A 20,599-nucleotide genomic window follows, 5' to 3' on the forward strand; every position below is an offset into this window, starting at 1 on the left:
TCGGTCAGGCGCGCGCCAGTGCTCTCGCCTCCGGCGTCCCTGCCTCGGCAGCCCTCGCCTCGTCGTAGCGGTGCAGGAGCAGGCGGGCCATCGCCGGGTGGGTGCCCAGGGGGGCCGAGGCGAGCCACGGGGCCGCCGCCGCGCACTCCGTCGCGAAGCGGCCCGGGGCGGTGAAGCAGGAGGCGACGGCCACCCGGCGGTGGCCGCGGGCCGTCAGGGCGCGGACGGCCTCCGGGACCGTCGGGGACGCCGCCGAGGCGTACGCGGGGTGTACCAGGACGCCGAGGCGGGCGGCGAGGAGGGCCGCGGTACGGGCGGTGTCGGCCCGCGAGTCCGGTGCGCGGGAGCCCGCGGAGGCGAGGACGACGGCGTGGTCCGGCCCCGCGCCGGCGGGCCAGCCGGCCTCCAGGAGGCGGTCGTGGAGGGCGTCCACCAGCAGGGGGTGCGGGCCGAGCGGGGCGGCCACGCGGGTGCGGGCCGGACAGGCGGCGGCCGCCTCGGGGATGTCCCGCCGGACGTGGTGGCCGCGGGTGAGCAGGAGCGGGACGAGGACCGCCGCTCCGTCGCCGACGGCGGCCAGCGTGTCGGGGAGGAGGGGGGCGTTCAGCTCGATGTGGCCGAGGTGCACCGGCAGACCGGGGCGCAGGGCGCGGACCCGGTCGAGGAGGGCCCGTACGGTGCTCAGCGCGCGCGGGTCGCGGCTGCCGTGGGCGACGACGACCAGGGCGGGGGTGCCGCCCCGGCCGGCCGGGCTCGCCGTGCTCGTCCTGCGCATCACTGTCGTCACCGTCATGCACCGATGGTGGCCGCCGGACGTTGCCTCCCCGTTGCGCGGGTGTCACGGGGATTTTCCGTCGGTTCACAGGACGCGGGGCGCCGCCTGTGAGCGCGCGGTGAACCGGACGGTGCTCCGGGACGTCCCTACGGGTCGGGAGACGACCGGGGAGGGAACCGAACGATGCGCCGCTGGAGACCCGGCAGACCGCGCCTTCCGCGCACCCGTAGGGGGTGGCGGCGGCTGATCCGGGCGGTGGTGGCCGGGTGCGTGCTGTCGCTGCTGCCGGCGACGTGGCTGCACGTGGTGACCGGGGACCGGCTGCGCACCGCGGCCGACGTGCCGCGTACCGAGGTCGCGGTCGTCTTCGGCGCCGGGCTGTGGGACGGTGAGCCGTCCCCGTACCTGGCGCACCGGCTGGACGCGGCGGCCGGCCTGTACCGCGCGGGCCGGATCGAGGTGGTCCTGGTCACCGGCGACAACAGCCGCGAGGAGTACGACGAACCGGACGCCATGCGCGCCTACCTCGTCCGGCGGGGGGTGCCGGACGGGCGGATCGTCAGCGACTACGCGGGGTTCGACACCTGGGACTCCTGCGTGCGCGCGAAGAAGATCTTCGGGGTCGACCGGGCCGTGCTGATCAGCCAGGGCTTCCACATCCGGCGGGCGGTGGCGCTGTGCCAGGAGGCGGGGGTGGTGTCGTACGGCGTCGGGGTCGACGACGCGCACGACGCGACCTGGTACTACGGGGCGGCGCGGGAGATCGCCGCGGCGGGCAAGGCCGCACTGGACGCGGTCGTCGAGCCGGATCCGCACTTCCTCGGCCCGAGGGAGCCGGGGGTGCGGCGCGCCCTGGCCGAGGCGGGGTGACGCGGGGGGCGCGAGGGCGGGGGGGATGACTCGGGGCCGAGCGCGGGCGGGGGTGACGCGGGGGGCGCGAGGGCCGGGGGGCGGATGATTCGGGGCCGCGCGCAGACGGGGGCGGCGCGGAGCCGCGCGCGGACGGGGGTGACACGGGGGGCGCGAGGGCGGGGGGGGATGACTCGGGGCCGCGCGCAGGCGGGCGACGCGGAGCTGCGCGGGCCGGGGGTGACGCGGGCCCGCGCGCAGGCGGGGTACGACGCGGCCTGGCGGGTGCGGGGAGGTGGCACGGGCGCGTCCGGGGCCTCACCGTCGGGGGCCGGCCGCGGGGAGGGCGCCGTCCCGGGGGCGTAACAAAGCGCCGCCCGGTCGCGTAACACGGGCGGCGCACGCTGGGCGGCATGCAGAACACCGCCACGCCCACGCACTGCCCGTACTGCGCCCTGCAGTGCGGGATGAATCTGACGACCGCCGCCGACGGGACGGTCGAGGTGACCGAGCGCGCCGACTTCCCGGTGAACCGGGGCGCGCTGTGCGGCAAGGGGCGTACGGCGCCGGCGGTGCTCGCGGCGAGCGCCCGGCTGACCTCGCCGCTGGTGCGGGACGCGTCCGGGACGCTGGTGCCGGCCGGCTGGGACGAGGCGCTGGACCTGATCGCCGGGAACCTGTCCCGCACGCGTGCGGAGCACGGCGCGGACGCGCTCGGGGTGTTCGGCGGGGGCGGGCTGACCAACGAGAAGGCGTACACGCTGGGCAAGTTCGCGCGCGTGGTGCTGGGCACCTCGCAGATCGACTACAACGGCCGCTTCTGCATGTCGTCGGCCGCGGCGGCCGGCACGAAGGCCTTCGGGCTCGACCGGGGGCTGCCCTTCCCGCTGGAGGACGTGCCGAAGACGGGGTGCGTGATCCTCGTCGGGTCGAACCCGGCGGAGACGATGCCGCCGTCCCTGCGGTACTTCACCGAGCTGCGCGAGAACGGCGGCACCCTGATCGTCGTGGACCCGCGCCGCACGCGGACCGCCGAGCAGGCCGACCTGCACCTGGCGCCGAGGCCGGGCACCGATCTGGCGCTGGCGCTGGGGATGCTGCACCTGGTGGTCGCCGAGGGACGGGTGGACGAGGAGTACGTCGAGGCGCGCACGACGGGCTGGGAGGATGCGCGGGCCGCGGCGATGGCGCACTGGCCGGAGCAGGTGGAGCGGATCACGGGGGTGTCCGTTCCCGAACTGCGGGAGGCGGTGCGGCTGTTCTGCGCGCCCCGGGCGGCGATGGTGCTGACCGCGCGGGGCCCGGAGCAGCAGGCCAAGGGCACGGACACGGTGGGGGCGTGGATCAACCTGTGCCTGGCGACCGGGCGGGCCGGGCGGCCCCTGTCGGGGTACGGCTGCCTGACCGGGCAGGGCAACGGGCAGGGCGGACGTGAGCACGGGCAGAAGGCCGACCAGCTGCCGGGCTACCGCAAGCTGACGGACCCGGCGGCGCGGCGCCACGTGGCCGAGGTGTGGGGCGTGGACCCGGACTCGCTGCCGGGGCCGGGGCGCAGCGCCTACGAGTTGCTGGACGCGCTGGGCACGGACATCAGGTCGCTGCTGCTGATGGGGTCCAACCCGGTGGTGTCGGCGCCCCGCGCGGCCCACATCGAGGAACGGCTGCGGTCGCTGGACTTCCTGGCCGTGTGCGACGTGGTGCTCTCCGAGACGGCGGCGCTGGCGGACGTGGTCCTGCCGGTGACGCAGTGGGCGGAGGAGACGGGCACCACGACCAGCCTGGAGGGGCGGGTGCTGCTCCGCCGGCGCGCGATCGCCCCGCCGGAGGGGGTCCGCAGCGACCTGGAGGTGCTGCACGGGCTGGCCGACCGGCTCGGCGTGGAGAAGGGCTTCCCGACCGAGCCCGAGGAGGTCTTCGAGGAGCTGCGCCGGGCGAGCGCGGGCGGCCCCGCGGACTACTCCGGGATCAGCTACCGGCGGTTGGCGGAGGAGAACGGGGTGTTCTGGCCGTGCCCGGCGCCGGCCGAGGCCCCCGGACCCGACCGGCACCCGGAGCCGCACCCGGGCACGCCCCGCCTCTTCCTCGACCGCTTCGCCACCGACGACGGCCGGGCCCGCTTCGCCCCCGTCTCGCACCGGCCGAGCGCCGAGGAGCCGGACGAGGAGTACCCGGTGCTGCTGACCACGGGGCGGGTCGTGGCCCAGTACCAGTCCGGCGCGCAGACCCGGCGTGTGGCGGAGCTCAACGCCGCCGCGCCCGGCCCCTTCGTGGAGCTGCACCCGCGGCTGGCGGCGCGGCTCGGGGCGGCCGAGGGCGACCCGCTGGCCGTCGTCTCGCGGCGCGGCCGGGCGGTGGCACCGGCCCGCATCACCACCGCCATCCGGCCCGACACGGTGTTCATGCCCTTCCACTGGCCGGGCGAGGGCCGCGCCAACACCCTGACCAACCCGGCGCTGGACCCGACCTCGCGGATGCCCGAGTTCAAGGTGTGCGCGGTGCGGGTCGAGGCGGTGGGGACGGCGGGGGCCACGCTCGGCGGTGACCGCGGCGGTGCGGTGACGCCGTAGCGGTCATCCCACGGGCGGCCAGGTGCCGCCCTCGACCGGGGTGCCCCGGGCCCGGAGGCGGGCGGCGACGGCTGGGGCGGCGACGTACACCCAGGCGCGGACCGGCGCCCCGTCGGCGTCCCGGACGACCGTCCTGGCCACGCGGTCGTAGAGGTTGCGCGGGTCGCCCGGCACGTACTCCTCCAACCGGTCCAGGGCGCCGAGCAGTTCGCCGTACGCCTCCGGACGGGCGGTGACGAGGTCCCCGCCGACGACCCCCGCCGCCCCCTCCACGGCGTAGGGGTAGCCGGGGCCGGCGTAGAGCACGGCGCCGTGCAGGCGGGCCGGTTCCTCGGCGAGGGTGCGCCCGCGCAGGAAGGGGCCGTGGTGGCGGCCGCCGGGGCGCAGCGTGCCGTAGACGAAGAACGGGAGTCGCGCGGTGTCCACGGGGGGTCATTCTCTCCCCTCATGCCTCCCACGATCTCCACGTGAGGGCTATGGACATGACATGTCGGGCCCCCGCAATCTTGGTCGACACCAGCGCGCTCCCCCCCACGTCCTCCCCCACGCGCTCCCCCACGCAAGGAGTCCGATGAGCCGAATACGGCACGTCCGAGGTGCCCGTCTCGCCACGGCGGGCATCGCCGCCACCACCGCCGCCCTGCTGACGGCCGCTCTCGTCCCCGCCGCGCAGGCGGCCGGCCGGCCGACCCCCGCCGAGACGCTCGACAACGCGGCGGCGGCCCTCGCGGAGCACGCCCCGAGCCTCGCTCCGAACGCCGCGCAGGACACGCGGGTCCGCGACGTCGTCGTCGACGGGGACGGCGCCCGGCACGTGCGCTACGACCGCACCTACCGCGGACTCCCCGTCCTGGGCGGCGACTTCGTCGTCCACCTCGCCCCCGACGGCGACTGGCGCGGCGCGGACCGCGCGACGCGGGCCCCGATCGCCCTCCCCACCGTCACTCCGCGGCTGGCGGCCCCCGAGGCGGCCGACCTGGCCGCGAACGTGCTGCGCGCCGCCGAGCCGGACGAGCTGCTGAGGAAGCTCACCGCGAGGCCCGAGCTGGTCGTCGACGCCCTGCACGGCGCCCCGAGGCTGGCCTGGCGCACGGACGCGGCCGCGCTGGACTCCCTCGGCAACCCGGTCGCCCGCACGGTCCTGACCGACGCGGGCACGGGCGCCCGGATCGACGCCTGGGACACCGTCGAGTCGGTGTCGGGCGACGGGAAGTCGCTGTACGGCGGCACGGTGCCGCTGGAGACGACGCGGTCGGGTTCGGCGTACCAGCTCAAGGACGGGACGCGCGGGGGCACGTACACCGGCGACGCGGCGCAGCAGACCGACCTGTGCCTCCTCACCCTCTGTCTGGTCCGGGCGCCCTCGGCGGTGTTCACCGACAGCGACAACCACTGGGGCACCGGAACGGCGGCCGACCGCGCCTCGACGGCGGTGGACGCCCAGTACGGCACGGACGTCACCTGGGACTACTACGAGGACGTCCACGGGCGCAGCGGCATCGCGGGGGACGGGAAGGGCTCCTTCAACCGCGTGCACTACGGCACCCGGTACAACAACGCCTTCTGGGACGACGGCTGCTTCTGCATGACGTACGGCGACGGTGACGGGACGACCCTCGGTCCGCTGGTCTCCCTGGACGTCGCCGGGCACGAGATGTCGCACGGCGTGACGTCGTCGACGGCGGCGCTCACGTACTCGGGCGAGTCGGGCGGGCTGAACGAGGCGACCTCCGACATCTTCGGCACGCTGGTGGAGTTCCACGCGGACAACGCCGCCGACGCCGGGGACTACCTGATCGGCGAGAAGGTCGTCCGCTCCGGCTTCGGCCGGGACGCCCTGCGGTACATGGACCGGCCGAGCAGGGACGGCAGTTCGGCGGACTGCTGGAGCACCTCACTGGGGGACCTCGACGTCCACTACTCGTCGGGCGTCGCCAACCACTTCGCCTATCTGCTGGCCGAGGGCAGCGGCGCGAAGACGCTGGGCGGCGTGCGCCACACCTCCTCCACCTGCGACGGCTCCACCGTCCGGGGGATCGGCAGGGACAAGCTGGGCGACATCTGGTACCGCGCGCTGACGGTGTACATGACCTCGTCCACGGACTACGCGGGCGCCCGCACGGCCACGCTCAGCGCGGCCGAGGACCTCTACGGCGCCGGCAGCGCCGAGCACGCCGCGGTGGGCGCGGCGTGGAGCGCGGTGAACGTGGGCTGAGCCCGGCGCGCACGTGCGACGGCCGCCCCGGGCGAGGAACCGGGGCGGCCGTCGCACATGCGCCCCCGCGCCCCCGTCCGGGGTCACGCGACGGCGTAGGGCCGCCGCTCCTGCGCCTCCCGCAGGGTCCTTCCCCACCAGACCAGTTGGTCGAGCATCGTCTTCGCCGCCGCGTCGGGCCCCGACGGGTCCACGAGGGCGCCCCGGGCGTCGAAGGAGGCGCCCGCGTTGTGGAAGGAGACGGTGTCGCGGACCGTGACGGCGTGCAGTTCGGCGAAGACCTGACGCAGGTGCTCCACGGCGCGCAGACCGCCGGCCAGACCGCCGTAGGAGACCAGGCCGACGGGCTTGGCCCGCCATTCGCCGTAGTGCCAGTCGATGAGGTTCTTCAGGCCCGCCGGGAACGAGTGGTTGTACTCGGGCGTGAGCACCACGAACGCGTCGGCGCCCGCCAGTTTCGGGGTGATCTCCGCCAGGGCGGCGGCCGCCTCCGGGGTCGGGGCGAAGGTCGTGGGCAGGTCGGTCGCGGCGACGTCCACGACCTCGGGGACCAGGCCGTCGTGGGCCCGGAGGTGTTCCAGGAGCCAGTCGGAGACGACGGGGCCGAAACGGCCGTGGCGGTTGCTGCCGATGATCAGGGTCACCCGGAGCGGGTCGGTCGTTGTGTTCATGGGCGACAGCCTGATACCTCAAGGATGCTTGAGGTCAAGCGAGGGCGGCGGACCCGTTCGGAGGCGCCGGTCACCCGTTCACACGCGCGCCCCGCGCCCTTCGGGATCTTTTCCGCCGCGCCCCGGCCTCCTACCGGTGACCTGCCGAAACGGCGTCCCGCGCGGGTCGTCCGGGCGCGCGGGTGACACCCGTTCATCCCATTCCCGCCGCGTTCTCGGGGAGCGGGCCGCGTCCGGTGCCACTTACCTCGGTAGGGCAGGGGCCACCGAAGAGCTCAAGGAGCACCGATGCGACGTACCGCCCGCCTGCTGACCGGTACCGCGCTCGCCGTCGCGGCCGTCGGCCTCGCCTCCCCGGCGCACGCGTACGACGGGGAGGCCGCGGCGAGCGGCGGACTGGAGGTGTACCCGGTCTCCGTCGTGCCGGGCGAGCAGGCCACGGTGCGCACGCCGGCGTGCGGCGCGGACGGATCGGCGGCGGGCGACGCCGGCGCGGTGGGCGCCGGTGCCTTCCCGCTGGCTCCGGACGCCGAGGAGGGCGCGGCGACCGGTCGGTTCGAGGTCCCGCCGAGCGCGCAGCCGGGGACGTACGAGATCGTCGCGACCTGTGGTGAAGGCGGCCTCCGGGTGACGGGCGACCTGGTGGTCACCCTGACCTCGGCCCGTGAGCAGGTGTACCCCAGAGGAAGCGTGAAGACGGGGGTCGGTGGCGCTCTGGGCCCCGATCCCGTGCAGACCGCGGCCGGCGTGACGGCTCTGGCCGTCGCCGCCGCGGGCGGTACCTGGCTCCTGCATCGCCGGGCGAGAGGCGACGGGATCTGACGGGCACCCTCCGCTGCCCGTCCGCAGGTACCGCACTTCCCCACCCCCTCCGGGTCCGACGCCCCTCGCGGCCCGGAGGGGGCAGGGACCCATGGGGGCCGTGGACCCGAGGCCCGACGCCGTGGACCCGAGGCCGAGGACCCGAGGACCCGAGGCCCTGAGGCCGAGGACCCGAGCTCTCGAACACGAGGGGAAGAAGAGGGGACGTCATGCGCAGGGTGGGCGACACCGCGATAGCGGCCGTGACCGCGGTCGCCCTGGGAACCGGGGCCCTGCTGCTCGTCGGGGGCGGCGACACCGGGTCCCCGCCGCAGCCGTCGGCCGCGCAGGCCCGCGGCGGCGCCGGGCAGGCCGGACGGGCCCCCGCCACACCGGCGCTGCCGCCCTCGCCGCCCGACCGCGTCCGCATTCCGGCGATCGGCGTGGACGCCCCCCTGACCGGCCTCGGGCTGACCCCCACCGGCAGCCTCGACGTTCCGCCCGCCGAGAGGAAGAACCTCGCCGGCTGGTACGAGGCCGGCACCACGCCCGGCGAGAAGGGCACCGCGATCGTCGCCGGGCACGTGGACAACGCCGAGGGCCCGGCCGTCTTCTTCCGCCTCGGCGCCCTGGAGAAGGGCGGCACGATCGAGGTCGACCGGCGCGACGGCGGGGTCGCGGTGTTCACCGTGGACGCGGTGGAGGTGTACGCCGCCGAGGACTTCCCCGACGAGAAGGTGTACGGCGCGGCGCTCCGGCCCGAGCTGCGGGTCATCACCTGCGGCGGCCGCTACTCACGCGGGACCGGCTACCAGGGGAACGTGGTCGTCTTCGCGCACCTCACCGGCAGCCGGTGAGGGGTTCAGGACGTTCGCCTTCCCCCACGCGCCGAGCGGGGCCAGCGCCTCGTTGAGGGCGACGCCCCGCGCGGTCAGCGAGTACTCGACGCGCGGCGGCACCTCGCGGTACTCCTCGCGGTGCACGATGCCGTCCGCCTCCAGCTCCCGCAGCTGCCCGGTGAGCACCTTCTCGGTCACGCCGGGCAGTTCACGGCGCAGGGCGCCGAACCGACGCGTCCCCTCGCCGAGGGCCCACAGGATCACCACCTTCCACTTGCCGCCGATCACGTCCATCGCCGCGTCGACCCCGCACACGTACGCCCCCGGCCGCCGTGCCGTCCCCATCGCCGTCCCCCGTCCCGGTCCGCTGCCTGCATGCTTTCCGCCGGGTAACCGCCCACTTCGAAGTGGGTACTTGAGCGGCCGTGCGTCCCGGCGGAGTCTTCTCACCATGACTGACAAGGCATCCACCTCCCGTATTCCGCTCACCGTCCTGGGCGCCGGTGCCATGGGCGCCGCCCTCGCCCGCGCCTGGCTCGCCGCCGGCCATCCCGTGACCGTCTGGAACCGCACCCCGGCCCGCGCCGAGGCCCTCGCCGCCGACGGCGCCGGCGTCGCCGCGAGCGCGGCCGAGGCGGTCGCCGCGAGCCGCCTGGTGATCGTCTGCCTGCTCGACGACGCCTCGGTCGGCGAGGCCCTCGACGGGGTCGCCCTGGGCGGGCGGGACCTGGTGAACCTGACCACCGGGACGCCCGCCGAGGGCCGGGCCCGCGCCGCCTGGGCGACGGCGCGCGGAGCCCGCTTCCTGGACGGCGGGATCATGGCCGTACCGCCGATGATCGGGGACGCGGGCTCCGGCGGCTACGTCCTGTACAGCGGCTCCGGGGAGCTGTTCGAGGAGCACCGCGACACGCTCGCCGTTCCCACCGGGACCCGGTACGTCGGCGAGGACCCGGGCTTCGCCGCGCTGTACGACGTGGCCCTGCTGAGCGCGATGAGCGGCATGTTCGCCGGTGTCACGCACGCCTTCGCGCTGATCGGCCGCGAGGACGTCCCGCCGAAGGACTTCGCGCCCCTGCTCGCCGACTGGCTCACCGCGATGGCGCCCGCCGCGCACCAGGCCGCCGAGCGGCTGGAGAGCGGCGACCACGGCAAGGGCGTCGTGTCCAACCTCGCCATGCAGGTGGCGGGCAACGCGACGCTGCTGCGGACCGCCGGGGAACAGGGGGTGAGCGCCGAGCTGCTGACGCCGTACACGGACCTGATGGCGCGGTGGCTGGCCGAGGGGCACGGGGAGGAGGACCCGGCCGGGATGGTCGAGCTGCTGGATCTGCGGCGCGGCGAGGACGCCTGAGCGGGACCCGCCGGCGTCCGGCGCGTCGGGACCGTTGGACGGGGCGGACCGGGGTAAACGGTGCTGGCAGGTGGTCTTCACGTGCTGCCCGAGAGGCACGCTTCCCGGGAGGCACGTGGAGCACGAGAACACGAGAAAGCGGTGTCTTGCCATGACCGAATCCGGGGACGTCGTCGAACTCATCCTCCGGGACCACCGGAAGATGGAGGACCTCTTCCGTCTGATGCGCAGCGTCGAGGCCGACCGGGCGGCCGCCCTGCGCGAGTTCGCCGACCTGCTGATCGCGCACGCCCAGGCCGAGGAGGCCGAGGTCTACCCCGCCCTCAAGCGCTACAAGCACATCGACGACGAAGAGGTCGAGCACGGCGAACACGAACACGACGAGGGCAACGAGGCCCTCCTCGGTCTCCTGGAGGTCGAGGAGGTCGGTTCCGAGGAGTGGGACACGAAGCTGGAGGAGCTGGTGGAGGCCGTCACCCACCACGCCGACGAGGAGGAGCGCACCATCCTCAACGGCGCCCGCGAGAACGTCGCCATGGAGCGGCGCGAGGAACTGGGCGCGGCCTTCCGCGAGCAGCGCGAGCGGCTGCTGAAGTCCGGCTGCGGCGACATCGAGAACGTGCGTCGCCTCGTCCGTTCCTGACCTCCCGCCCGCGGCCCCCGCAGCGCCCGGGGGCCGCGGGGAGGGGAGGCCGGGCCGCGTCTAGGCCAGCCACTGCTCGTAGGCCAGGTTCGCGACCAGCGCGAAGACGACGGTCAGCAGGACGACCCGGACGAAGCCGCTGCCCTTCTTGAGGGCCGTGTGCGCGCCGAACATGCCGCCGGCGAGGTTGAAGACGGCCATCAGGGCGGCCAGCTGCCACAGGACGGCGCCCTGCCAGGCGAAGGTGGCGAGGGCGCCCGCGTTGGTGCAGCAGTTGACGATCTTGGCGGTGGCGGAGGCGGTCACCAGGTCCAGGTGGAGCAGGGCGGTGAGCGCCAGGACGAGGAAGGTGCCGGTGCCCGGGCCGACGAGACCGTCGTAGAAGCCGATGCCGAGCCCCCCGAGACCGATCGCGGCGAGGATCTGGCGGCGGGTGGCCGGGCCGGTGGCCGGGGCGGTGCCGAAGGCGGGGCGCAGGATCACGAACGCCGCGACCGCGAGCAGCACCACCATGATCACCGGCTTGAGCACCTCGGTGCTCATCCCGGCCGCGAAGAAGGCCCCGCCGGACGATCCGGCCAGCGCCGCCAGCCCGATGCGTACGGCGGTCCGGACGTCCACCGGGGCCTTGCGCGCGTAGGTCACCGCCGCGCCCGTGGTGCCGACGATGGCGACCGCCTTGTTGGTGCCCAGCGCGTGCGCGGCCGGGGTGCCGGCGGGCAGGCCGAGCAGCAGCGCCGGCAGCAGCAGGAGTCCGCCGCCGCCGACCACGGCGTCGATCCAGCCGGCCGCGAGGGCCGCCAGACACAGGAGGACGACCGTGGTCAGCGATATGTCGGGCATGATCGCGACCCTAAGGACGAGATGGATGTGGCGTCCATCAAGATGAGGGTCTTCTGAGGTTACCGGCCGGTCGGGCCGTCGGGGGGCGCCCGCCCGCCGGGCCGTCCCCTCACCCCCGGTCACCGCCGGCCACCCCCGCCACCGGCCGGCCGGCCCAGGTGACCGGTGGGCCCTCACACCCGCCCCGGGCCCCCGCTGAGGGCAGCGTTCCCGGTGGGTAACAGACGCGATGCCACCGGGTAACACCCGCACCGCACGCTCGGTGTCATGACCTCGAATACGCGTGTGGTGGTGATCGGCGCCGGCCTCGCGGGCGTGACGCTCGCCCGGCGGCTCGGTGAGCTCGGCACGCCCGCGCTGGTCGTCGGCGACGAGGAGCACCGCCCGTACAACCGGGTGCTGCTCGCGGAGGTGCTGGCCGGGCGGTACAGCCCCGAGGTGATCGCCCTGCCCGCGCCGGCCGGGCTGCTGCGCTCCCGGGTCACCGGCATCGACCGGACCGGACGGACGGTGCGGTGCGCCGACGGCTCGGTGATCGCCTACGACACGCTGGTGCTCGCCACCGGCTCCAACGCCGTACTGCCGCCCCTGCGCGGCCTCTTCACCCCGGGCCACCAGCTGCCCGAGGGCGTGCACGCCTTCCGCACCATGGACGACTGCCTGGGCCTGTCCAAGGCGGTACGGCCGGGGGTGCGGGCCGTCGTCATCGGGGGCGGGCTGCTCGGGGTCTCGGCCGCCCGCGCGCTGGCCGTGCGGGGTGCGCAGGTCGTCCTCGCCCAGCAGTCCGAGCGGCTCATGGAACGCCAGCTCGACCCGGCCGCCTCCGCGCTCGTGCGGCGGCACCTGGAGGACCTCGGCGTCGAGGTGCACACCGAGTGCCGGGTGCGGGACGTGCGCAGCGTCGGCGGGGCGGTGCGGTCGGTGGAGATGGCCGACGGGTACGCCCTCGGCGCCGACCTGGTCGTCCTCGCCTGCGGCGTCCGGCCCCGGGTGGGCCTCGCGCAGGCGGCGGGCCTGGAGATCGGCAAGGGCGTCCTCGTCGACGACGAGCTGCGCACCTCCGACCCGCACGTGCGGGCCGTCGGCGACTGCGCCGAGCACGCGGGACGCGTGTACGGACTGGCCGCGCCCGCCCTCGAACAGGCCGGCGTGCTGGCCGAACTGCTCGCCGGGAGCGGCACCGCCCGCTACACCGGCACCCGGTCCCTGACCCGGCTCACCCTCACCGGGCCGGACAGCCCCTTCGACCTCGCCGCGTTCGGCGAGACCGACCCCCGCCCCGGCGACGACGTCGTGCAGCTCGCCGACGCCACCCGGGGCACCTACCGCAAGGTCGTCGTCCGCGACGACCGCCTGGTCGGCGGGGTCCTGGTCGGCGAACTCGGCACCGTCGGCGCGCTCGCGCGCGCCTGGGAGGGAGCAGAGCCGCTCCCCTCCGACGGCGGCCCCCTGCTCCACCTGCTCACCAATGACGGAGGCTCCTGATGACCGCCACCCCGGGGCCCATCCCCACCATCGTGCTCGTCGGCCACGGCATGGTCGGCCAGCGCTTCCTCGAAGCACTCGCCGACCGCGGCCTGACCGCCACCCACCGCGTGGTCGTGCTCTGCGAGGAGCCGCGCCCCGCCTACGACCGCGTCGGACTCACCTCGTACTTCTCCGGGAAGACCCCGGAGGACCTGTCGATGACCGACATGGCCTTCATCGCCGAGCACGGCATCGAACTGCGCGTCGGCGACGCCGCGGAGAGCGTGGACCGGGACGCGCGCAAGGTGACCGCCCGCTCGGGTCTGGTCCTGGAGTACGACGTCCTGGTACTGGCCACCGGCTCCTACCCCTTCGTCCCGCCGGTCCCCGGCAAGGACGCCGAGGGCTGCTTCGTCTACCGGACGATCGAGGACCTCCTCGCGATCGAGGCGTACGCGAAGACCGCGACGACCGGCGCGGTGGTCGGCGGCGGGCTGCTCGGCCTGGAGGCGGCGGGCGCCCTGAAGGGACTCGGACTGACCTCGCACATCGTGGAGTTCGCCCCGCGCCTGATGCCGGTGCAGGTCGACGAGGGCGGCGGCGCGGCGCTGCTGCGCACCATCGAGGGCATGGGCCTGTCCGTCCACACGGGCGTGGGCACGCAGGAGATCGTGGTCGGCGAGGACGGCGCCGTCACCGGCATGAAGCTGTCCGACGGCTCCGAACTCGCCACCGACCTGGTGGTGTTCAGCGCCGGCGTCCGCCCCCGCGACCAGCTGGCCCGCGACTGCGGTCTCGCGGTGGGCGAGCGCGGCGGCATCAGCGTCGACGAGCAGTGCCGGACGGTGTCCGACCCGCACGTGTTCGCGATCGGCGAGTGCGCGCTGGCGGCCGACGGCCGGGTGTACGGGCTGGTGGCGCCCGGGTACGAGCAGGCCGAGACGGCCGCCGCGACCATCGCCTCCGACGACGCGGCGTTCACCGGCGCCGACCTGTCCACCAAGCTGAAGCTGCTCGGCGTGGACGTGGCGTCCTTCGGCGACGCGCACGGCGCCGCGGAGGACTGCCTGGACGTCGTCTACTCCGACTCCCGGGCCGGCCTCTACAAGAAGCTGGTCGTGGCCCGCGACGGCACGCTGCTCGGCGGCATCCTGATCGGCGACGCGGACGCGTACGGCACGCTGCGCGCCTTCACCGGCTCGGTCCCGCCGGTCTCCCCCGAGTCCCTGGTGCTGCCCGCCGGCGCCGGCGGCCCGGTCCAGCTGGGCCCGTCCGCGCTCCCCGACGAGGCGGTGATCTGCTCCTGCCACAACGTCAGCAAGGGCGCGGTCCGCGGCGCGGTGACCGACCACCAGTGCACCACCGTGCCCGAGGTGAAGAAGTGCACCAAGGCCGGTACCGGCTGCGGCTCCTGCCTCAAGGTGCTCGGCCAGCTGCTCACCGCCGAGCTGGAGGCGAGCGGCGTCGAGGTCGACAAGGGCCTGTGCGGCTGCTTCGCGCAGACCCGCGAGGAGCTGTACGAGATCGTCCACACCCTGCGGATCACCTCCTACCGCGAGCTCCTCGACCGGCACGGCCGCGAGGGCGCCCGGGGCGGTGACGGGTGCGAGGTGTGCAAGCCGACGGTCGGCTCGATCATCGCCTCCCTCGCCCCGGCGATCGGCGCGAGCGGCTATGTCCTGGAGGGCGAGCAGGCGGCCCTCCAGGACACCAACGACCACTTCCTGGCCAACCTCCAGCGCAACGGCTCGTACTCGGTCGTCCCGCGCATCCCGGGCGGTGAGATCGCCCCGGAGAAGTTGATCGTCATCGGTGAGATCGCCCGCGACTTCGGGCTCTACACGAAGATCACCGGCGGTCAGCGCATCGACATGTTCGGCGCCCGCGTCGAGCAGCTCCCGGTGATCTGGGCCCGGCTGGTGGACGCCGGCTTCGAGTCCGGGCACGCCTACGGGAAGTCGCTGCGCACGGTGAAGTCCTGCGTGGGGCAGACCTGGTGCCGCTACGGCGTCCAGGACTCCGTGCGCATGGCGATCGACCTGGAGCTGCGCTACCGGGGGCTCAGGTCGCCGCACAAGCTGAAGTCGGCGGTGTCGGGGTGCGCCCGCGAGTGCGCCGAGGCCCAGTCGAAGGACTTCGGCGTGATCGCCACCGCCAACGGCTGGAACCTGTACGTCGGCGGCAACGGCGGCGCCACCCCGCGCCACGCGGACCTGCTCGCGCAGGACCTCTCCGACGCCGAACTGGTCCGCCTGATCGACCGGTTCCTGATGTTCTACATCCGCACCGCCGACAAGCTGGAGCGCACCTCCACCTGGCTGGAGCGCATCCCGGGCGGCCTGGACCACGTACGGGACGTGGTCGTGCACGACTCGCTCGGCATCTGCGACGAGCTGGAGTCCCTGATGTCCGCCCACGTCTCGCACTACCGGGACGAGTGGGCCGAGACCATCAACGACCCCGAGAAGCTGGCCCGGTTCGTGTCCTTCGTGAACGCGCCCGACACCCCCGACCCGGTCGTGGGCTTCGTGCCCGAGCGCGACCAGATGAAGCCCGACCTGCCGCTGCTGGACATCGGCCTGCGGCGCACCGAGGAAGACCTCCTGGAAGGAAGCACCCGGCGATGACCCTGGCACCCGAGACGACCGACCTGAAGGTCCGGCTGCGGCTGACCGACGACTGGTTCACGGCCTGTGACCTCGGCGCCCTGCTCCCGGGCCGGGGCGTCGCGGCCCTGCTGCCGGACGGCGGACAGGTGGCCCTGTTCCGCGACCGGGGCGGCGAGCTGTACGCCATCGACAACCGCGACCCGTTCACCGGGGCGGCGGTCCTCTCCCGCGGCCTGACCGGCACCCACCAGGGCCGCCCGTTCGTCGCCTCCCCCCTGCTCAAGCAGCGCTTCGACCTGGCGACCGGGGAGTGCCTGGACGACGAGGCGGTACGGGTGGAGACGTACGAGGTGAAGGCGGCCTGAGGGACGAGGAGGGACCGGTCCGGTGGTGGTGAACCGCCGGGCCGGGTCCGGTCCCGAGGCGCCGCCCAGCCGTCACGGATTGTCCATGGACCGTCAACCGAGCTGCCCTAGGGTCCAAGCCGCACGCCCCGTCGCCGGCCGGCGACGGGGCCGGACCTGACACCCGGAGGCAGCAGTGGATCGTCGTACCCTCCTGCGCACGGCCGTCGTCGGCGGCTCGGCCGTCCTCGGCGGGACCCTGTGGCGCGGTGCCGCGTACGCCGCGCCCGCCCAGCCCGGCAGCGGCCCGTACGGGGCGCTCGGCGCGCCCGACGGCAACGGCGTCCGCCTGCCCGCCGGTTTCACCAGCAGGGTGATCGCCCGGTCCGGCCAGAAGGTCGCGGGCACCTCGTACACCTGGCACAGCGCACCGGACGGCGGCGCCTGTTACGCGGACGGCACCGGCTGGATCTACGTCTCCAACTCGGAGGTCAACCCCTCCGGCGGCGCGAGCGCGGTGCGGTTCTCGTCCACCGGCGCGATCACGTCCGCCTACCGGGTGCTCTCCGGCACCCGGCAGAACTGCGCGGGCGGCAGGACCCCCTGGAACACCTGGCTGTCCTGCGAGGAGGTGGACCGCGGCTACGTCTACGAGACCGACCCGTGGGGCGTGAAGGCCGCGGTGCGGCGGGACGCCATGGGCCGCTTCAAGCACGAGGCGGCGGCGGCCGACCCGGTGCGCAAGGTCGTGTACCTGACCGAGGACGTGACCGACGGCTGCTTCTACCGCTTCCGCCCGACGACCTGGGGCGACCTGTCCTCCGGCACCCTGGAGGTGCTGGTCGCGGGCTCGGCCACCAGCGGGCCCGTGACCTGGGCGCGGGTCCCCGACCCGTCCGGCGCCACGGCCACCCGCAACCAGGTCTCCGGCGCCAAGCGCTTCAACGGCGGCGAGGGCTGCTACTACGCGGACGACACCTGCTGGTTCACCACCAAGGGCGACAACCGCGTCTGGCAGTACGACGCCGCCGCCCAGACCATCGAACTGGCCTACGACGACTCCCTGGTGACCTCCGGCACCGCCCCGCTGACCGGCGTGGACAACGTCACCGGCAGCTCCTCGGGCGACCTGTTCGTCGCGGAGGACGGCGGCACCATGGAGATCTGCGTGATCACGCCGAACGACGTGATCGCCCCCTTCCTGCGCGTCGACGGGCAGTCCGGCTCGGAGATCACCGGTCCGGCGTTCTCGCCCGACGGCACGCGGCTGTACTTCTCCAGCCAGCGGGGGACGAGCGGGAGTTCGTCCGGCGGCATCACGTACGAGGTGCGCGGGCCGTTCCGGGCCTAGGTGTATTGCTGGTGTGTTGATCACGAGCGTTGTCGACGCCGGCGGGCTTGATCATGGCGAAGACCTCCGGTGTGGCGGAGCTGTCCAGGACTGACCGCACGGAGGTCTTCGTGTCCCCCCGTAATGCCCGACTCGCCGACCCGGTCGTCCCGGCGTGCGCCCTCGGCCGGTTCCCGCAGCCGCCGTAGGCGGGGTCAGGCCTCGAGCGCCTCGTACGTGACGCCCGTCAGCCGCTCGGAGGCGGCCCACAGCCGCTCCCCCATCGCGTCGTCGGTGGTCCAGGAGGCCCGCCAGGAGGGTGCCGGCGCCCCGCGCCACATCGCGAAGGACGGGCCGGTGAAGGAGTCGGCGGGAACACCGGGCGCGGTCGCCGCGTACAGGACGGGCAGTGCGCCGGCCTCGGCGGGCTGGGCGACGACCCGGTTGGCGAGCAGCATCAGTCCTTCGGCGATCCGGCGCCCCTCGGCCCGGGGTCCGGCGGTCTGGAGGCCGGTCTCCGCGTACCCGGGATGGGCGGCGACCGCGCGCACGTCCGCGGCACCGTCCCGTGCCGCGAGCCGCCGCGCCAGCTCGTGCGTGAAGAGCAGGTTGGCGGACTTCGAGCGGGCGTAGGCGGTCCAGCGCCCGTAGCGGCGTACGTTGTTGAGGTCGCGCGGATCGACCTTGGCCAGCGCGTGCAGCATGCTGGAGACGGTCACGATCCTGGCGCCCGGCGTGGCGAGCAGGACGGGCAGCAGCAACCCGGTGAGGGCGAAGTGGCCCAGGTGGTTGACGCCGAACTGCGTCTCGAAGCCGTCCGCCGTCGTCCCGTAGGGCAGGGCCATCACCCCGGCGTTGTTGACGAGCAGATCGACCCGCTCGTACGGCAGTCCGTGCGCGAACTCCCGCACGGAGGCCAGGTCCCCGAGGTCCAGGCGCGCCAGTTCCACGGCGGCGTCCGGCACCTCACCGCGCAGGCGCTCGACGGCCGCGCTCCCGCGCCCCTCGTCGCGGCAGGCGAGCACCACGGACGCCCCCTTGCGGGCGAGCTCCCGGGCCACCACGTGGCCGAGGCCGCCGTTGCCCCCGGTGACCACGGCGACGCGCCCGTCCTGGCCGGGGATGTCGCCCACGTTCCAGCCGGTCATCAGCGGCTCCTTCCCAGGTCCGGACCCTGCTTACCGTACGCGCCCCGCGGCTGGGAGCGGAGAGCTACCGTCCGGTCACGTCACGTTCGCATCACGAGTCCTTCATATCGCCACCACACCCAGTGCCCCTCAATAGCTTCGTCACCTCATATCCACCCATCCACACCATTCCCGGGACTCCTGATGAAGCTGCTCCGCAAGCCCGCCGCCGTGGCCCTCGCCGCGCTGGCGCTGGCCGCCCTGCCGACCGCCGCCCAGGCGCACGAGGGCGCCCACCCGTTCGAGAACTGCACCGAGGCGTACGAGAACGGCTACGCGAACATCGCCGAGGGCGACCCGCACTACGGCGAGCACCTGGACCGCGACAAGGACGGCGTCGGCTGCGACAAGCCGCCCGCGGACTTCGTGCCCGCCGAGGACGAGGAGACCGACGACGGTGCGGGCTCCGGGGACGAGGAGGGCTCCGGGAGCGGCGAGGCCCAGGGCGAGGAGGCGGCCGGGCAGCAGGGCACCGACCTGGCCGAGACCGGCGGCGACGACAGCACGCCGTACCTGGCGGCGGGCGGCGCGGTGGTCGTGCTGGCCGGCGGCGGACTGCTGCTGGCCGTGCGCCGGCGCCGGGGCGACGGCACGGCCTGACCCGGCGGACCCCGGCGGACCCCAACGGACTCCGGCGGACCCCGACGGACTCCCGGCAGACCCGCCGGTCTCACGGCGTCCCGGCCGCGGTTCAGCGGCGGGGCGCCGGCGTCTTCAGGCTGAACGCGGCGCTGCTCAGCCAGCGCCGGGCGGCCCGGGCCACCGGACGCTCGACGAACCGCTGCACGACGTAGGAGATCGCGACCAGGGCCGCCACGGTGATCCCGACCATGACCCAGGGATCGGCGCGGTCGCCGAAGCGGTTCAGGACGTTCACGCCGATGGCGTCGTGCAGCAGGTACAGCGGGAAGGTCAGCGTGCCCGCGACGGACAGTCCCCGCCAGCGGATCCGGCTGGTCCAGCCGAGGGCGACGGCGGCGATCAGCAGGAAGAAGACCGTGATCACCAGGACCAGCCAGCCGCGCCCCGGCGACCAGGAGTCCCAGTTGAGGCGGCCCCCGTCGGGCGTCAGCAGGTAGTGCAGCGCCACCAGCCACGACATGGCGACGATGCCCCACAGCAGCGGTGTCGGCCGGTAGCGGTACATGAGGTAGAAGGCCATGCCCGCGATGAAGTACGGGGCGGACGGCGGATTGACCAGCAGCGTGAACAGCCGCATGTCGGCGGCGGGCGCCAGCACCGCGGCGACCGTCCAGACCCCGCAGTAGATCACCACCCGCTGGTAGGTCAGCCCCTTCCACACCACGACCGCGAAGGTGAGGTAGAAGCAGAGCTCGGGCCAGAGCGTCCAGTAGACGGAGTCGAGGTTCTCGACCCCGAGCGGGGTCTGCAGCATCGTCAGGTTGGCGAACAGCACCCGGGGGTGCGGGTGTCCGAACGGGTTGTCGGCGAAGTAGACCACGCACGCCGTGATCGCGATCGCCGCCCAGTACATCGGGTACAGCCGGGTGACGCGCGAGATGAAGAAGTCGCGCGGGGTGCGGCCCCACGCGCTCATGCAGATGACGAACCCGCTGATCAGGAAGAAGAGTTCGACGCCGAGCCGGCCGAAGGCGAAGTAGCCGTGCGCCTGGGGGAAGACCTCGTCGACGGGACGGTCCCAGATGGTCTGCATCGTGGCGGGCACCTGGCCGACGAAGTGGAAGAGGACCACGGAGAGGGCCGCCAGGAACCGCAGTCCGTCGAGCGCCGCGAGCCGGTCCCTGCGGACGGCGGGCCCGGCCTCCGGCACCCTCGCCTCGGCGGCGGTCCGTGGCCCCGGCACACCGGAGCCGGCTCTCTCCCCCTGCCCGCGTGGTGCGGTCGTGCCGGCCGGTTCCCTGTGCTCCGTCTGGGTCATCCAACCACCGTTCCGGTGTCGGCCCCTGTCCACTGTCAGGGCTCTCAAACATTGCTGACAGGTTGCTGCTGCTCAACGCACAGGAGTTCACACCATCGATCACGTCACAAAAGGCGGCACCCCCCGCACAGGGGTGCCGCCTCTTTTCCGTGATCCGGAGCCGCCGCCGATCGGTGAGGGTGGTCGGGTGACAGACGGCGGCTCC

General features: G+C 74.3%; 19 protein-coding genes. 12 read left to right on the forward strand and 7 right to left on the reverse strand.

Going from position 1 to position 20,599, the window contains the following annotated elements; all coding sequences use genetic code 11:
* Positions 1-4: 4 nt before the first annotated feature.
* A complete protein-coding gene (locus SAM23877_RS11895) occupies positions 5-793 on the reverse strand; it encodes a sirohydrochlorin chelatase (protein WP_053130410.1) in 789 nt (262 codons plus the stop codon).
* Positions 794-958: 165 nt separating this feature from the next.
* On the opposite strand from SAM23877_RS11895, the gene SAM23877_RS11900 reads away from it, so the two are divergent.
* The gene (locus SAM23877_RS11900; protein ID WP_053130413.1) at positions 959-1,645 is read left to right on the forward strand and encodes a SanA/YdcF family protein; all 687 of its coding nucleotides are present in this window, start codon (positions 959-961) and stop codon (positions 1,643-1,645) included.
* A gap of 392 nt (positions 1,646-2,037) precedes the next feature.
* Positions 2,038-4,191, forward strand: coding sequence for a molybdopterin oxidoreductase family protein (locus SAM23877_RS11905; RefSeq protein WP_053130415.1), 2,154 nt, complete (start codon positions 2,038-2,040; stop codon positions 4,189-4,191).
* A gap of 3 nt (positions 4,192-4,194) precedes the next feature.
* Here SAM23877_RS11905 and SAM23877_RS11910 read toward each other — a convergent pair whose 3' ends face one another.
* A complete protein-coding gene (locus SAM23877_RS11910) occupies positions 4,195-4,617 on the reverse strand; it encodes a gamma-glutamylcyclotransferase family protein (RefSeq protein WP_053130419.1) in 423 nt (140 codons plus the stop codon).
* Between the two features lie 145 nt (positions 4,618-4,762).
* Between SAM23877_RS11910 and SAM23877_RS11915 the strand changes: the two genes are divergently transcribed.
* Positions 4,763-6,406 (forward strand): M4 family metallopeptidase, encoded by a 1,644-nt coding sequence (locus SAM23877_RS11915; protein ID WP_053130421.1) that lies wholly within the window; start codon positions 4,763-4,765, stop codon positions 6,404-6,406.
* A gap of 83 nt (positions 6,407-6,489) precedes the next feature.
* Here SAM23877_RS11915 and SAM23877_RS11920 read toward each other — a convergent pair whose 3' ends face one another.
* Positions 6,490-7,077 carry an NADPH-dependent FMN reductase gene (locus SAM23877_RS11920; RefSeq protein ID WP_053130424.1) on the reverse strand — a complete coding sequence of 196 codons (588 nt, stop codon included), beginning with the start codon at positions 7,075-7,077 and terminating at the stop codon, positions 6,490-6,492.
* A gap of 288 nt (positions 7,078-7,365) precedes the next feature.
* Here SAM23877_RS11920 and SAM23877_RS11925 point away from each other — a divergent pair, with 288 nt between their 5' ends.
* Positions 7,366-7,899 (forward strand): hypothetical protein, encoded by a 534-nt coding sequence (locus SAM23877_RS11925; protein ID WP_053130427.1) that lies wholly within the window; start codon positions 7,366-7,368, stop codon positions 7,897-7,899.
* A gap of 209 nt (positions 7,900-8,108) precedes the next feature.
* Complete coding sequence (locus SAM23877_RS11930) at positions 8,109-8,735, forward strand: class F sortase (RefSeq protein WP_053130430.1); 627 nt, start codon at positions 8,109-8,111, stop codon at positions 8,733-8,735.
* On the opposite strand, the gene SAM23877_RS11935 is transcribed toward SAM23877_RS11930, so the two are convergent.
* Positions 8,673-9,062, reverse strand: coding sequence for a winged helix-turn-helix transcriptional regulator (locus SAM23877_RS11935; protein ID WP_053130433.1), 390 nt, complete (start codon positions 9,060-9,062; stop codon positions 8,673-8,675). The two genes, SAM23877_RS11930 and SAM23877_RS11935, sit on opposite strands and share 63 nt — an antisense overlap.
* Before the next feature lie 106 nt (positions 9,063-9,168).
* Here SAM23877_RS11935 and SAM23877_RS11940 point away from each other — a divergent pair, with 106 nt between their 5' ends.
* Positions 9,169-10,071: an imine reductase family protein gene (locus SAM23877_RS11940; protein ID WP_053130445.1), complete on the forward strand. Its 903-nt coding sequence runs from the start codon at positions 9,169-9,171 to the stop codon at positions 10,069-10,071.
* Positions 10,072-10,222: 151 nt separating this feature from the next.
* Positions 10,223-10,714 carry a hemerythrin domain-containing protein gene (locus SAM23877_RS11945; protein WP_053130447.1) on the forward strand — a complete coding sequence of 164 codons (492 nt, stop codon included), beginning with the start codon at positions 10,223-10,225 and terminating at the stop codon, positions 10,712-10,714.
* A gap of 60 nt (positions 10,715-10,774) precedes the next feature.
* On the opposite strand, the gene SAM23877_RS11950 is transcribed toward SAM23877_RS11945, so the two are convergent.
* Positions 10,775-11,557, reverse strand: a complete 783-nt coding sequence (locus SAM23877_RS11950; protein WP_053130450.1) for a sulfite exporter TauE/SafE family protein — start codon at positions 11,555-11,557, stop codon at positions 10,775-10,777.
* Positions 11,558-11,824: 267 nt separating this feature from the next.
* Here SAM23877_RS11950 and SAM23877_RS11955 point away from each other — a divergent pair, with 267 nt between their 5' ends.
* From SAM23877_RS11955 to SAM23877_RS11970, 4 genes are all read left to right on the forward strand, one after another.
* Positions 11,825-13,042, forward strand: a complete 1,218-nt coding sequence (locus SAM23877_RS11955) for an NAD(P)/FAD-dependent oxidoreductase (protein ID WP_053130454.1) — start codon at positions 11,825-11,827, stop codon at positions 13,040-13,042.
* Positions 13,042-15,651: a nitrite reductase large subunit NirB gene (gene nirB, locus SAM23877_RS11960; RefSeq protein ID WP_053130457.1), complete on the forward strand. Its 2,610-nt coding sequence runs from the start codon at positions 13,042-13,044 to the stop codon at positions 15,649-15,651. Before SAM23877_RS11955 ends, nirB begins: the two co-directional genes overlap by 1 nt.
* Positions 15,648-15,998 carry a nitrite reductase small subunit NirD gene (nirD, locus tag SAM23877_RS11965; protein WP_053130460.1) on the forward strand — a complete coding sequence of 117 codons (351 nt, stop codon included), beginning with the start codon at positions 15,648-15,650 and terminating at the stop codon, positions 15,996-15,998. Before nirB ends, nirD begins: the two co-directional genes overlap by 4 nt.
* A gap of 175 nt (positions 15,999-16,173) precedes the next feature.
* A complete protein-coding gene (locus SAM23877_RS11970) occupies positions 16,174-17,328 on the forward strand; it encodes an alkaline phosphatase PhoX (protein ID WP_053130463.1) in 1,155 nt (384 codons plus the stop codon).
* A gap of 194 nt (positions 17,329-17,522) precedes the next feature.
* Here SAM23877_RS11970 and SAM23877_RS11975 read toward each other — a convergent pair whose 3' ends face one another.
* Positions 17,523-18,455, reverse strand: coding sequence for an oxidoreductase (locus SAM23877_RS11975; protein WP_053130467.1), 933 nt, complete (start codon positions 18,453-18,455; stop codon positions 17,523-17,525).
* A 183-nt stretch (positions 18,456-18,638) separates the two neighbouring features.
* Here SAM23877_RS11975 and SAM23877_RS11980 point away from each other — a divergent pair, with 183 nt between their 5' ends.
* Positions 18,639-19,094 (forward strand): LAETG motif-containing sortase-dependent surface protein, encoded by a 456-nt coding sequence (locus tag SAM23877_RS11980; RefSeq protein ID WP_053130470.1) that lies wholly within the window; start codon positions 18,639-18,641, stop codon positions 19,092-19,094.
* A gap of 91 nt (positions 19,095-19,185) precedes the next feature.
* Here SAM23877_RS11980 and SAM23877_RS11985 read toward each other — a convergent pair whose 3' ends face one another.
* Complete coding sequence (locus SAM23877_RS11985; protein WP_053130473.1) at positions 19,186-20,394, reverse strand: acyltransferase family protein; 1,209 nt, start codon at positions 20,392-20,394, stop codon at positions 19,186-19,188.
* Between the last annotated feature and the right edge of the window lie 205 nt (positions 20,395-20,599).

It is taken from the genome of Streptomyces ambofaciens ATCC 23877, assembly GCF_001267885.1.
GTDB classification, from domain to species: domain Bacteria; phylum Actinomycetota; class Actinomycetes; order Streptomycetales; family Streptomycetaceae; genus Streptomyces; species Streptomyces ambofaciens.

Bases quoted from the DNA above. Each gene is read 5' to 3' on its own strand.
- SAM23877_RS11950 (WP_053130450.1), bottom strand. From the start codon at position 11,557: ATGCCCGACATATCGCTGACCACGGTCGTCCTCCTGTGTCTGGCGGCC.
- SAM23877_RS11955 (WP_053130454.1), top strand. From the start codon at position 11,825: ATGACCTCGAATACGCGTGTGGTGGTGATCGGCGCCGGCCTCGCGGGC.
- SAM23877_RS11985 (WP_053130473.1), bottom strand. From the start codon at position 20,394: ATGACCCAGACGGAGCACAGGGAACCGGCCGGCACGACCGCACCACGC.
- nirB (WP_053130457.1), top strand. From the start codon at position 13,042: ATGACCGCCACCCCGGGGCCCATCCCCACCATCGTGCTCGTCGGCCAC.
- nirD (WP_053130460.1), top strand. From the start codon at position 15,648: ATGACCCTGGCACCCGAGACGACCGACCTGAAGGTCCGGCTGCGGCTG.
- SAM23877_RS11925 (WP_053130427.1), top strand. From the start codon at position 7,366: ATGCGACGTACCGCCCGCCTGCTGACCGGTACCGCGCTCGCCGTCGCG.
- SAM23877_RS11975 (WP_053130467.1), bottom strand. From the start codon at position 18,455: ATGACCGGCTGGAACGTGGGCGACATCCCCGGCCAGGACGGGCGCGTC.
- SAM23877_RS11940 (WP_053130445.1), top strand. From the start codon at position 9,169: ATGACTGACAAGGCATCCACCTCCCGTATTCCGCTCACCGTCCTGGGC.
- SAM23877_RS11895 (WP_053130410.1), bottom strand. From the start codon at position 793: ATGACGGTGACGACAGTGATGCGCAGGACGAGCACGGCGAGCCCGGCC.
- SAM23877_RS11920 (WP_053130424.1), bottom strand. From the start codon at position 7,077: ATGAACACAACGACCGACCCGCTCCGGGTGACCCTGATCATCGGCAGC.
- SAM23877_RS11930 (WP_053130430.1), top strand. From the start codon at position 8,109: ATGCGCAGGGTGGGCGACACCGCGATAGCGGCCGTGACCGCGGTCGCC.
- SAM23877_RS11905 (WP_053130415.1), top strand. From the start codon at position 2,038: ATGCAGAACACCGCCACGCCCACGCACTGCCCGTACTGCGCCCTGCAG.
- SAM23877_RS11935 (WP_053130433.1), bottom strand. From the start codon at position 9,062: ATGGGGACGGCACGGCGGCCGGGGGCGTACGTGTGCGGGGTCGACGCG.
- SAM23877_RS11915 (WP_053130421.1), top strand. From the start codon at position 4,763: ATGAGCCGAATACGGCACGTCCGAGGTGCCCGTCTCGCCACGGCGGGC.
- SAM23877_RS11900 (WP_053130413.1), top strand. From the start codon at position 959: ATGCGCCGCTGGAGACCCGGCAGACCGCGCCTTCCGCGCACCCGTAGG.
- SAM23877_RS11945 (WP_053130447.1), top strand. From the start codon at position 10,223: ATGACCGAATCCGGGGACGTCGTCGAACTCATCCTCCGGGACCACCGG.
- SAM23877_RS11980 (WP_053130470.1), top strand. From the start codon at position 18,639: ATGAAGCTGCTCCGCAAGCCCGCCGCCGTGGCCCTCGCCGCGCTGGCG.